This window comes from Pseudomonas sp. NFACC16-2, assembly GCF_900119205.1.
Lineage (GTDB): Bacteria > Pseudomonadota > Gammaproteobacteria > Pseudomonadales > Pseudomonadaceae > Aquipseudomonas > Aquipseudomonas fluorescens_Q.
Window position 1 is genome coordinate 51783 of the sequence record NZ_FPIX01000008.1, and the last position, 11740, is coordinate 63522.

The 11740-nt window shown below is 61.6% G+C and carries 11 protein-coding genes; 3 read left to right on the forward strand and 8 right to left on the reverse strand.

The window, feature by feature from the left end; translation table 11 throughout:
• Positions 1-35: 35 nt before the first annotated feature.
• Positions 36-845: a prolipoprotein diacylglyceryl transferase gene (gene lgt, locus BT116_RS09345; RefSeq protein WP_072342621.1), complete on the reverse strand. Its 810-nt coding sequence runs from the start codon at positions 843-845 to the stop codon at positions 36-38.
• A gap of 68 nt (positions 846-913) precedes the next feature.
• A complete protein-coding gene (locus BT116_RS09350; RefSeq protein WP_057450605.1) occupies positions 914-1696 on the reverse strand; it encodes a sulfite exporter TauE/SafE family protein in 783 nt (260 codons plus the stop codon).
• Between the two features lie 324 nt (positions 1697-2020).
• On the opposite strand from BT116_RS09350, the gene BT116_RS09355 reads away from it, so the two are divergent.
• A complete protein-coding gene (locus BT116_RS09355; protein WP_072342623.1) occupies positions 2021-2767 on the forward strand; it encodes an NRDE family protein in 747 nt (248 codons plus the stop codon).
• Between the two features lie 155 nt (positions 2768-2922).
• On the opposite strand, the gene ptsP is transcribed toward BT116_RS09355, so the two are convergent.
• Positions 2923-5202, reverse strand: a complete 2280-nt coding sequence (gene ptsP, locus BT116_RS09360; protein ID WP_063323448.1) for a phosphoenolpyruvate--protein phosphotransferase — start codon at positions 5200-5202, stop codon at positions 2923-2925.
• 22 nt (positions 5203-5224) lie between these two features.
• Positions 5225-5704, reverse strand: a complete 480-nt coding sequence (locus tag BT116_RS09365) for an RNA pyrophosphohydrolase (RefSeq protein WP_003186867.1) — start codon at positions 5702-5704, stop codon at positions 5225-5227.
• Between the two features lie 143 nt (positions 5705-5847).
• Here BT116_RS09365 and BT116_RS09370 point away from each other — a divergent pair, with 143 nt between their 5' ends.
• Entirely contained in the window at positions 5848-6504 is a 657-nt protein-coding gene (locus BT116_RS09370; RefSeq protein ID WP_072342625.1) for a histidinol-phosphatase, read from the forward strand.
• 23 nt (positions 6505-6527) lie between these two features.
• Here the strand turns inward: BT116_RS09370 and BT116_RS09375 are convergent, their stop codons facing one another.
• Both BT116_RS09375 and ilvA read right to left on the reverse strand, forming a co-directional pair.
• Positions 6528-6956 carry a DUF2269 family protein gene (locus tag BT116_RS09375; protein ID WP_072342628.1) on the reverse strand — a complete coding sequence of 143 codons (429 nt, stop codon included), beginning with the start codon at positions 6954-6956 and terminating at the stop codon, positions 6528-6530.
• Positions 6957-7101: 145 nt separating this feature from the next.
• Positions 7102-8616, reverse strand: coding sequence for a threonine ammonia-lyase, biosynthetic (gene ilvA, locus BT116_RS09380; RefSeq protein WP_063323445.1), 1515 nt, complete (start codon positions 8614-8616; stop codon positions 7102-7104).
• A gap of 137 nt (positions 8617-8753) precedes the next feature.
• On the opposite strand from ilvA, the gene rpiA reads away from it, so the two are divergent.
• Positions 8754-9425: a ribose-5-phosphate isomerase RpiA gene (gene rpiA / locus BT116_RS09385; RefSeq protein ID WP_063323444.1), complete on the forward strand. Its 672-nt coding sequence runs from the start codon at positions 8754-8756 to the stop codon at positions 9423-9425.
• Positions 9426-9598: 173 nt separating this feature from the next.
• Here the strand turns inward: rpiA and BT116_RS09390 are convergent, their stop codons facing one another.
• Positions 9599-10516, reverse strand: coding sequence for an SdiA-regulated domain-containing protein (locus BT116_RS09390; RefSeq protein WP_072342630.1), 918 nt, complete (start codon positions 10514-10516; stop codon positions 9599-9601).
• Between the two features lie 122 nt (positions 10517-10638).
• Entirely contained in the window at positions 10639-11571 is a 933-nt protein-coding gene (locus BT116_RS09395; protein ID WP_072342633.1) for an SdiA-regulated domain-containing protein, read from the reverse strand.
• Between the last annotated feature and the right edge of the window lie 169 nt (positions 11572-11740).

Consider the following 11740-nt stretch of genomic DNA (forward strand, 5'->3'; position numbering starts at 1 on the left):
CTTGAACCCGGGGCCAACGCCCCGGGGTTCGAATTTTAAACCTTGGCCGCGGCAGCCGGCGCGCGATGATAAGCCAGCCAGATCAGCGCCAGGCCGCCGATGATCATCGGTAAGCACAACACCTGGCCCATGGTCAGCCAGTTCCACGCCAGGTAGCCGAGCTGGGCGTCCGGTACGCGGACGAATTCAACGATGAAACGGAAGATCCCGTAGAACAGCGCGAACATGCCCGACACCGCCATGGTTGGCCGCGGCTTGCGCGAGAACAGCCAGAGGATCAGGAACAATGCCACGCCTTCGAGGGCGAACTGATAAAGCTGCGACGGGTGGCGCGGCAACTGCGCCGGGTCGCTGAATGGGGGGAAGATCATCGCCCACGGCACGTCGGTCGGCTTGCCCCACAACTCGGCATTGATGAAGTTGCCGATGCGCCCGGCGCCCAGGCCGATCGGCACCATCGGCGCGACGAAGTCCATCAGCTCGAAAAACGATTTGTTGTTGCGCTTGCCGAACCACAACGCCGCCAGCATCACGCCAATGAACCCGCCGTGGAACGACATGCCACCCTTCCAGACCTCGAAGATCAGCGTCGGGTTGGCCAGGTAGGCACTCAGGTCGTAGAACAGCACGTAGCCCAGGCGCCCACCGACGATCACGCCCATGGACAACCAGAACACCAGGTCGGAGAGCTTTTCCTTGTTCCAGGTCGGGTCGAAACGGTTGAGGCGACGCGACGCCAGCAACCAGGCGCCGCCGATGCCGACCAGGTACATCAGGCCGTACCAGTGGATTTTCAGCGGGCCGATGGCCAGGGCCACCGGATCGATCTGCGGGTAAGGCAGCATTGATATTCCTCGTAAACGTCAAAAATACCCGGGCGACGCTGCCACCTCGGGATTAAGCCAGGATTGCGTCAGAACAGAAAACTCAAGCCCACGCAGAATAGCAAGGCGGCGAACAGCCGCTTGAGCAAGCGCGGCGACAGGCGATGGGCCAGTCGCGCACCGAAGCGGGCGAAGACCATGCTGGTCAGGGCGATGCCCAGCAGCGCCGGCAAATACACAAAACCGAGACTATGGGCCGGCAGCAGCGGATCGTGCCAGCCCAGAATCATGAAGCTTAATGCACTGACCACGGCGATGGGCAGTCCGCAGGCCGATGAGGTCGCGACTGCTTGCTGCATCGGCACGCTGCGCCAGGTCAGGAACGGCACGGTCAGCGAACCGCCGCCGATGCCGAAAATCGCCGAGGCCCAGCCGATCACCGTGCCGGCCAGGGTCAGCCCGGCCTTGCCCGGTACGCTGCGACTGGCGTTGGGCTTGAAGTCCAGGGCCAATTGCAGAGCAACGATCAGGGCGAACACGCCGATGATCTTTTGCAGGTGCGGGCCGGAAATCGCTTCGGCGGTGATCGCGCCGAATCCGGCACCGATCAGGATGCCGACGGTCATCCAGGCGAACACCGGCCAGCGCACCGCGCCTTTGCGTTGATGCTCGCGTACGGCATTGACCGAGGTGAAGATGATCGATGCCAGCGAGGTGCCGACGGCCAGGTGCGTCAGCACCTGCGGGTCGAAGCCCTGCAGGGTGAAACTGAACACCAGCACCGGGACGATGATGATCCCGCCCCCCACGCCGAACAACCCGGCCAACACGCCGGCGCAGGCGCCGAGCAGCAGATAGAGCACAAATTCCACCAGACTCTCCCCGCCCATCCCCGAAATAAGAGCGGCATGGTAACGGATCCAGGGTCCCTGGCTCCACTGAAGGTGATGGATGTGGGGGCCATGTCTGGGTAGAGTGATCTATAGCTGACCCGGAACGGAACCTTTGTGGCGAGGGGATTTATCCCCGTTGGACTGCGCAGCAGTCCTAAAAACCTGACATCCAAGTGTGCCAGGTTGATTGAGTTGATGGTTTTGGGACTGCTTCGCAGCCCAGCGGGGATAAATCCCCTCGCCACAACAGCGGTGTCCGGCTTTATTCTTTTAACGGATTGGCATTGTTAACAGGACGACCTGATGTGCCTGATCGTATTTGCCTGGCGCCCCGGCCATGCCCAGCCGCTGATCGTGGCGGCCAACCGCGACGAATTCTACGCCCGGCCGACCTCACCCCTTGCCCAGTGGCCTGATGCGCCCCATGTGCATGCTGGTCGCGACCTGGAGGCCGGCGGGACCTGGCTTGGCATTGGCGCCGAAGGGCGCTTTGCGGCGCTGACCAACATCCGTGACCCGGGCCAGTTGCCGGTATTCAAGTCGCGCGGCGAACTGGTGGCGCGGTTCCTGACCGGAAATCTTTCGATTACCGAGTATTTGAGCGAAATCGTGCCCCGCGCCAGCGAGTATGGTGGATTCAACCTGCTGCTTGGCGATGGCGTCGAGCTGTGGCATCACAACGCCCGCGATACCCAGCCGCAGCGGTTGGGCGAGGGGCTCTATGGCTTGTCGAACGCTGGGCTGAACACGCCATGGCCCAAATTGCTCAAGGCCCGGGCGGCACTGGGCGAAGTGCTGGACGATCCACAGCCCCAGGCTTTGCTGGCCCTGCTGAACGACCCGCAACCCGCCCCGGTGGCTGAGTTGCCGGATACGGGCGTGGGGCTGGCGACCGAGATGTTGTTGTCGAGTGTGTTCATCGCCAGCCCCGCCTATGGAACGCGGGCGAGTACGGCGTTGATTGTCCATGCCGATGGAACACGGCAGATGGTCGAGCGCAGTTTCGGGCCCCATGGGGGGCATTTGGGAGAGGTGGAACTGCGAGTCTGAAGGATTAGCGAGGACCTGTGGCGAGGGAGCTTGCTCCCGCTCGGCTGCGAAGCAGTCGCAAGTTGGCTGACACTGCCCTTATCGCTATCACCGCAATCGGGAGTGCTTCGCACTCCAGCGGGAGCAAGCTCCCTCGCCACACACACCAATGCTCGTCAGAGCGTCTTGTTCGAAGCCGGATTGATCATCCGCGCCAACCCAAGGTTCTTCAGCGCCAGTTGCAAGGAGCTGTGGATCACTTGCGGGTTGTCGATGGTCATTACCTCCGCGAGCAATTCCTGAGCCTTGCTGAGGTTGATCTGGCGCAGCATCCACTTCACTTTCGGCAGGTTGGTGGCGTTCATCGACAGGCTGTCGAAGCCCATCGCCATCAGCAGCACTGCGGCGGCCGGGTCGCCGGCCATTTCGCCGCAGATGCTCACTGGCTTGCCTTCGGCATGGGCGTCACGTACCACGTTCTGCAAGGCTTGCAGCACCGCCGGGTGAAGGTAGTCGTACAGATCGGCGACCCGTGGGTTGTTGCGGTCCACAGCCAGCAGGTACTGGGTCAGGTCGTTGGAGCCCACCGACAGGAAGTCCACCTGTCGCGCCAATTCCTTGGTCTGGTACACCGCTGCCGGAATCTCGATCATCACGCCAATCGGCGGCATCGGCACGTCGGTGCCTTCGTCGCGCACTTCGCCCCAGGCCCGGTGGATCAGGTGCAGGGCTTCTTCCAGTTCATGGGTGCCGGAGATCATCGGCAACAGGATGCGCAGGTTGTTCAGGCCTTCGCTGGCCTTGAGCATGGCACGGGCCTGGACCAGGAAGATTTCCGGGTGGTCGAGCGTCACGCGAATACCGCGCCAGCCGAGGAACGGGTTGTCTTCCTTGATCGGGAAGTAGGACAGGGATTTGTCGCCGCCAATGTCCAGGCTGCGCATGGTCACCGGTTGTGGGTGAAACGCGGCCAATTGTTCGCGGTAGATCGCCAACTGTTCCTTTTCGCTGGGGAAGCGCTGGTTGATCATGAACGGTACTTCAGTGCGATACAGGCCCACACCTTCGGCGCCACGCTTCTGCGCCCGGGCCACGTCGGCCAGCAGGCCGGTATTGACCCACAGTGGCATGCGGTGGCCGTCGAGCGTCACGCACGGCAGGTCCCGCAGCGCATCCAGGCCCAGGGACAGTTGCTTTTCTTCCTCCACCACATCGGCAAACTGCTTGCGCAGCACGTCGCTGGGGTTGGTGTAGACCTCGCCGTGGTAGCCATCGACGATCATCTGGATGCCGTCGACCTTGGAGTACGGCAGGTCCACCAGGCCCATCACCGTCGGGATGCCCATGGCCCGGGCCAGGATCGCCACGTGGGAGTTGCCCGAACCCAATACCGAGACCAGCCCCGCCAGCTTGCCTTCGGGGACTTCGCCAAGCATGGCCGGCGTGAGTTCTTCACTGACCAGGATGGTGTTGTCGGGGTAGACCAGGGTCTGCTGGCGCTCTTGCTGCAAGTAGGCCAGCAACCGGCGGCCAAGGTCCTTGACGTCCGAGGCCCGCTCGCGCAGGTAGGCGTCGTCCATGAGTTCGAAGCGGTTGACGTGGTCGGTCACCACCTGGCGCAGTGCGCCCTGGGCCCACTGGCCGGTCTTGATGACGGTGGTCACTTCGCTGCCCAGGGAGGCATCGTCGAGCATCATCAGGTAGACGTCGAACAACGCGCGCTCTTCAGGGCGCAGCTGCGTCGCCAGCTTGGCCGACAGGGCGCGCATGTCGGCGCGTACGCCTTCGATGGCGGTCTTGAACAAGCCCAGCTCGGCGTCGATATCGGTGATGGCCTTGTCCGGCACCACGTCCAGGTCGGCGGGTGGCAACATGACCACCGCCGTACCCACCGCCGCGCCCGGTGAACCCGGCACGCCGACGAACTTGGCTTCCTGGATGCCCTTGCCCTGGCGTCCCAGGCCGCTGATCGAGCCGGTGGCCTCGGCGTGGGCTATAACCCCGGCCAGTTGCGCGCTCATGGTCACGAGGAAGGCTTCTTCACCCTCATCGAACTGGCGGCGTTCTTTTTGCTGGATGACCAACACGCCGACAACGCGGCGGTGGTGGATGATCGGTGCCCCGAGGAACGAGGCGTAGCGTTCTTCGCCGGTTTCGGCAAAGTAGCGGTAGCGCGGGTGATCCGCGGCGTTTTCGAGGTTCAGGGGTTCTTCGCGTGTGCCGACCAGACCGACCAGGCCTTCATTGGGGGCCATGCTGACTTTGCCGATGGAGCGCTTGTTCAAGCCCTCGGTGGCCATCAACACGAAACGATTGGTCTCGGGATCCAGCAGGTAGACCGAGCAGACCTGGCTGCCCATGGCCTCTTTGACACGCAATACAATAATCCCCAACGCCGCCTTGAGATCCTTGGCGGAGTTAACTTCCTGGACGATCTTGCGCAGCGTATTGAGCATGGCTCGGGGTCGAACTCCGTCGTCAGTCGCGCGTCAGCAGGCGCGGGGCAAGCTCTTTGAGAGCGCGTCGGTACACTTCGCGCTTGAATGTCACCACCTGGCCCAACGGATACCAATAGCTGACCCAGCGCCAGCCATCGAACTCCGGTTTACCGGTCAAATCCATCCGCACCCGCTGCTCGTTGGAGATCAGGCGCAGGAGAAACCATTTCTGCTTCTGGCCGATGCACAGCGGTTGGCTGTGCGTCCTGACCAGGCGTTGCGGCAAACGATAGCGCAACCAGCCGCGGGTGCAGGCGAGTATTTCGACATCTTCTCGCTCAAGCCCCACTTCTTCGTTCAACTCGCGGTACAAGGCCTCTTCCGGCGTCTCCTGGGGGTTGATCCCGCCCTGAGGAAACTGCCAGGCGTCTTGATTGATACGGCGAGCCCATAGCACCTGCCCTGCATCATTCGTAAGAATGATCCCCACATTGGGGCGGAAACCATCGGGGTCGATCACGGCAACAACCTCGCAAACGCATGTCGCCGCATTGTTCCACAAAGGTTGTGAAAGCAGCAACGAGCCCGCCTAGCTTATGTGCACTCTTGTGAAAAGTCCGTATTCTGGACGCCTTTCTTCAGATTTTTCAGCGAGTAACTGCAATGCGGCTGGCTTTATTCGACTTGGATAACACATTGTTGGGCGGCGACAGCGACCACGCGTGGGGCGATTACCTGTGCGAGCGCGGTTTCCTGGACGCTGTCACATACAAGGCACGCAACGACGCGTTCTACCAGGATTACCTGGCCGGCAAGCTCGACAACGCCGAGTACCTGAATTTTTGCCTGGAAATCCTCGGTCGTACCGAAATGGACGTGCTGGCCCAGTGGCACCTGGACTACATGCGCGACTGCATCGAGCCGATCGTGTTGCCCCAGGCCATCGAATTGCTGGAAAAGCACCGTGACGCTGGCGACAAGCTGGTGATCATCACCGCCACCAACCGCTTTGTCACCGGGCCGATTGCCGAGCGCCTGGGCGTCGAAACCCTGATCGCCACCGAGTGCGAGATGATCGACGGGCGCTACAGCGGGCGCAGCACGGATGTCCCGTGCTTTCGCGAGGGCAAGGTGACCCGGCTGAACCGTTGGCTGGAAGAGACCGGGTATTCCCTTGATGGCAGCTATTTCTACAGCGACTCGATGAATGACCTGGCGCTGCTGGAGGTGGTGACGCATCCGGTGGCGGTGGATCCGGATCCGAACCTCAGGGCCGAGGCCCAGAAGCGGGGTTGGCCGGTGATTTCGCTGCGCGGCTGAAATTGTCATCGCGCGCTAACGCCTTAAACCGGCTTGGCGCCCATCAACCCCGCAATGGCGATCAAGCAGACAATGCTGAACAACGCCAAAGCCAACGTAAACTTGCCAGTGCCCGCCACCGGCAGCTTGCGCAGTTTGTTCAGCCGTACCAACAGCCAGAACCCGGCCAACGCCGCCAAGGTATAGAGCACGCTGGAAGCCAGCAGCCAGGTCTGGCCCAGTGGCCATCCGACTTGATGCACCATCCACCAGCCGGTGAAGGGCAGGCTCGCCAATGCCAGGATCATCACCAGCCAGATGAACAGTCGCGGACGTTGCAGCGTGCGTGCGGCTGCCGTGGCATCGCCGTTGCGGCGCGTGCGCCAGACCCAGAGGGCCAGCCCGAGGGCGCCCGCCAACAGCAGAACCGTGGCTACGACGTGGGCGATTTTCAGGAGGGTCAACGTTTCCATGGTTCGATTTCCTTATGACTTGTCCAGCACAGCTTAGCCCCCCCTGTGGCGAGGGAGCTTGCTCCCGCTGGGTCGCGAAGCGGCCCCAAAAAAAGCAGTGAGCGCTTCGCACTCAAGCGCGGCGGGATCTCCCTCGTCACAGGGTTCACCCCAAGAACAGTTGATACGCCGGGTTATCGCTTTCATCCCAGTACGGGTAGCCGATTTCTTCCAGGGCGGCCGGCACCAGGTGGCGCTCATCGTGCGGCACCTGTAGCCCGGCGACCACACGGCCATCCGCCGCGCCATGGTTGCGGTAGTGGAACATCGAGATGTTCCAGCGTCCGCCCAGCTTGTTGAGGAAGTTGAACAGCGCGCCCGGGCGCTCCGGGAATTCGAAGCGCAGCACCACTTCGTCGATGACATGGGCCGCATGCCCGCCGACCATGTGGCGAATGTGCAACTTGGCCAGTTCATTGTCGGTCAGGTCCAGCACCGGGAAGCCTTGTTCGGTCAGGCTGGCGATCAACGCGCTGCGCGGATCGTTTTCCGGGTGGGTCTGCACGCCAACGAAGATGTGCGCCTCACTGCCGGTGTTGTAGCGATAGTTGAATTCGGTGATCTGGCGCTTGCCGACGGCTTCGCAGAACGCCTTGAAGCTGCCCGGCTGCTCGGGGATGGTCACGGCGATGATCGCTTCGCGGCCCTCGCCCAGTTCGGCGCGTTCGGCAACGTGGCGCAAGCGGTCGAAGTTGACGTTGGCGCCGGAGTCGATGGCCACCAGGGTCTGGCCGCTGATGCCGCGCGACTCGACGTATTTCTTGATCCCGGCCACGCCAAGGGCGCCAGCAGGTTCGGTGATCGAGCGGGTATCGTCGTAGATATCCTTGATCGCAGCGCAGATCTCGTCGGTGCTGACGGTGATCACCTCGTCCACGTAGTGCTTGCAGATGTCGAAGGTGTGCTGGCCGATCTGTGCCACGGCGACGCCGTCGGCGAACAGCCCCACGGTCGGCAGGACCACACGCTCGCCAGCGGCCATGGCCGCTTGCAGGCAATTGGAGTCGTCCGGCTCGACGCCGATGATCTTGATGTCCGGGCGCAGGTACTTCACGTAGGCCGCGATCCCGGCAATCAGCCCGCCACCTCCCACCGGGACGAAGATCGCATCCAGGCGCCCCGGGTGCTGGCGCAGGATTTCCATTGCCACGGTGCCCTGCCCGGCAATGGTGTGGGGATCGTCATACGGGTGGATGTAGACGTAGCCTTTTTCGTCGACCAGTTTCAGCGAGTAGGCCAGGGCTTCGGGGAACGAATCGCCGTGCAGCACCACTTTGCCGCCACGGGAACGCACGCCTTCGACCTTGATTTCCGGGGTGGTCTTGGGCATCACGATGGTGGCCTTGACCCCCAGCACCTTGGCCGCCAGGGCCAGGCCCTGGGCATGGTTGCCTGCCGAAGCGGTGACCACGCCGCGGGCGCGTTCTTCGTCGCTGAGCTGGGTCAACTTGTTGTAGGCCCCGCGAATCTTGAACGAGAACACCGGCTGCAAGTCTTCGCGCTTGAGCAAGATGCTGTTGCCCAGTCGCTCGGAGAGCTGGCGAGCGGACTGCAGAGGGGTTTCTACGGCAACGTCGTAAACGCGCGAGGTGAGGATCTTTTTGACGTACTGTTCAAGCATCGGAAAGCATCACTGAGCGGGTTGGGCAGGGCCAAGGAGTCTAACCCGGCTTTTAGCTGGGCGACCACACGAATCCCAAGGTTTTGTTGGGTTATACTCGCGCCCCTCTTTACTTCCTGTCCGCTTTCGGAGCCCGCATGACCCAGGATCAACTCAAACAGGCCGTGGCCCAGGCCGCCGTCGACCTCATCCTCCCGAAGCTGGATGACAAGAGCATTGTCGGGGTTGGCACCGGCTCTACGGCCAATTGCTTCATCGACGCGCTGGCGCAACACAAGGGTGCGTTCGACGGCGCGGTCGCCAGCTCCGAAGCCACCGCCGCGCGCCTCAAGGGCCACGGGATTCCGGTGTACGAGCTCAACACCGTGAGCGACCTGGAGTTCTACATCGACGGCGCCGACGAAAGCGACGCGCACCTGAACCTGATCAAGGGCGGCGGCGCGGCCCTGACTCGCGAGAAGATCGTCGCGGCGGTGGCCAAGACCTTTATCTGCATTGCCGACGCCAGCAAGCTGGTGCCGGTGCTGGGCGCGTTCCCGTTGCCAGTGGAAGTCATACCGATGGCCCGCAGTCATGTGGCTCGCGAACTGGTGAAGCTGGGTGGCGACCCGGTGTATCGCGAAGGCGTGCTGACCGATAACGGCAACATCATCCTCGATGTGCACAACCTGCAGATCACTAACCCGGTGGAACTGGAAAGCCAGATCAACGCCATCGTGGGCGTGGTCACCAACGGTTTGTTCGCTGCGCGTCCTGCTGATGTGCTGTTGCTGGGGACCCCTGAAGGCGTGAAGACCCTCAAGGCTTGATCCGCTGTTGTGATTGGCACGCTTGTGGCGAGGGGATTTATCCCCGTTGGGCTGCGAAGCAGCCCTGAAACCTGAATTAATCGGTGTGCCAGATAGATTGAGTTCATTGCTTTTGGGGGCTGCTACGCAGCCCAGCGGGGATAAATCCCCTCGCCACAGGGTTTTTGATTCCTTCAATCAGGCTGCGGCTTCTTGAACACATAGAACAGATTCGGCTCGCTCACCAGATACAGGTTGCCATCGTCGTCCATGGCGAGGCCTTCGGCCTGGGGCACGGTTTTTTGCAGGCCGTGGCGGCCCTTGCTCAACGACAGCGTGCTCAACGGCCGGCCGTCAATATCCAATTCGATAATCAGCCGCGACTCCTCGGACAGCGCCAGTAAGTGGCCGCTGCGCTCGTCGTATTGCAGGCTTGAGAGGTCGCGTACGAACAGCCCGGCATCGCGCTTGGGGTTGTTGATTACATGGACGGCATAGGACTTTTCCGGATTGTGGTGGGGAAACCCATGCACTTCATAAATCAGCATCGGGTCGCGCTCCTTCGCCACGAACAGGCGTTTGCCTACCGAATCGTAGGCCAGCCCTTCGAACCCCTTGTTGCCGCTCATGTGCACGCCCAGGGTCATCTGTTCGGCTTCGGCGGCGTCGAGGAATTGGGTGTCCTCTTCCAGGTGAATCTTGATCAGGCGCTGCTGACGCTCGTCGGTGATGACGTAGATGTCTTCGCTGATGAACTCCACCGCCTCCGGATCGCCAAAGCCGATCAGGGCGATGCGCCGCAAAATCTTACCGTCCAGCGATAACTCGACCAGCTCGGCATTTTTATTGGTGACGGTGAACAGGCTCTTGCGGATCGGATCGAACGTCAGCGCTGAAACGTCATCGTCCAGGCCGTCGATCGCCTGCGCCTCGAGCGTGACTCGGTATTGGTCCAGGGCGATGGCCTGTTCGCTGGGGGTTCGCCAGAGGGTGTTGAGGTTGAACCAGGCGCGTTCGAACAGGCGCAGATACTGGCCGGCGGCGATCAGGAAGATCAGCACCAGCGTCAGCAGTATCAGGATCAAGGGTTTGGGGCGGGCGAGTCGACGCATGTTGGGGTGGGCTCGGATAAGAACAGGGTGCCTGGAAATACCACGGCCGCCTGAACTGAAGCTTAATGGCTGTGTGCCACACCCTACAACAAATGAGGATTTATCCTACAGAGTTAGTGCTGTCAGCGCTGTTTTTCGAAACGATAGAACAGATTCGGTTCGCTGACCATGTACAGATTGCCGGCCTCATCGACGGTGACGCCTTCGGCACGAGGGATTGTGTCTTTCAGGCCGTTGAAGCCGCCCAGCAAGGTCATGAAGCTGACCTGCTCGCCTTTTTCGTCCAGTTCCAGCAGCAGATGGGAGTCGGCCGAAAGCACCAGCATGTGATCGGTGCGCGGATCGATCGCCAGTGCCGAGAGGTTGCGCAGGTCCAGTTCATTGCTGGCATGGATTTGCTTGTTGCCCTTGAGCAATTGGCTACCGTCGCTTTTCCAGGTGAACAGCGCCGGCGGGCGTTCCTCCCCGAGTACCAGTTGCTGGTTGCGCGGGTCCCAGACGATCGCTTCGAACCCTTTGTTCTTGTTCTTGGATGGGCCGAGATCGTAGTGGGGGGAATCGGCGTTGTTCAATTCGCGTGTATCGGCACCAACGTGGACGATGGTCAACGTGTGATTTCGTTCGTCGGTGATAGCCAGCAGGCCGTTTTCCATATAAGTCACGCCCTCGGGGTTGCTCCAACCCACCAGCGGCATCTTGCGCAGCACGTCGCCTTGCAGGGTCAGTTCCACCAGGAACGGGTTCTTGCCCATGACGGCGAACAGCGTCTTGGTCTGCGGGTTGTAGGTCACATCGGACGCTTCGTCTTTCTCCATGCCGGGTAGCGGCTTGGCGTCGATCACGGCGCGGTAGTCCGGCAGCCAGATGCTCGCCTGGCGCTCGGCTGGGCTCTGGAAGTGTTCCGATAGCCAAAGCAGGCCGCGGTCGTCCCAATGCATCGCAAACGCCAGGCCATAGGCAGCGGCCATCGCCAGCAGCGACCAGGCATACCAGGGCAGGGCGAAGCGGGGGCGGCGGGCGAGATTGGCGGCAGACAGTGCTTGGGTTTTGGCCATCGGGGAATGCGTTCCAGAAAATTCGGCTAGGGGAGTGGCTGGCTCAGATGCCGCATTCCCCGGAATTATCCGGATGGCATGTGAAAAAAACGGTAAATGATCGCAGATGCGTCATATATGCCCTGTGGGAGCGAGCTTGCTGGCGATAGCGGTGTGTCAGCCAACATCA

Coding starts and splice junctions, on each gene's coding strand:
- lgt (WP_072342621.1), bottom strand. CDS start 845: ATGCTGCCTTACCCGCAGATCGATCCGGTGGCCCTGGCCATCGGCCCG.
- BT116_RS09355 (WP_072342623.1), top strand. CDS start 2,021: ATGTGCCTGATCGTATTTGCCTGGCGCCCCGGCCATGCCCAGCCGCTG.
- ptsP (WP_063323448.1), bottom strand. CDS start 5,202: ATGCTCAATACGCTGCGCAAGATCGTCCAGGAAGTTAACTCCGCCAAG.
- BT116_RS09370 (WP_072342625.1), top strand. CDS start 5,848: ATGCGGCTGGCTTTATTCGACTTGGATAACACATTGTTGGGCGGCGAC.
- BT116_RS09375 (WP_072342628.1), bottom strand. CDS start 6,956: ATGGAAACGTTGACCCTCCTGAAAATCGCCCACGTCGTAGCCACGGTT.
- ilvA (WP_063323445.1), bottom strand. CDS start 8,616: ATGCTTGAACAGTACGTCAAAAAGATCCTCACCTCGCGCGTTTACGAC.
- rpiA (WP_063323444.1), top strand. CDS start 8,754: ATGACCCAGGATCAACTCAAACAGGCCGTGGCCCAGGCCGCCGTCGAC.
- BT116_RS09390 (WP_072342630.1), bottom strand. CDS start 10,516: ATGCGTCGACTCGCCCGCCCCAAACCCTTGATCCTGATACTGCTGACG.
- BT116_RS09395 (WP_072342633.1), bottom strand. CDS start 11,571: ATGGCCAAAACCCAAGCACTGTCTGCCGCCAATCTCGCCCGCCGCCCC.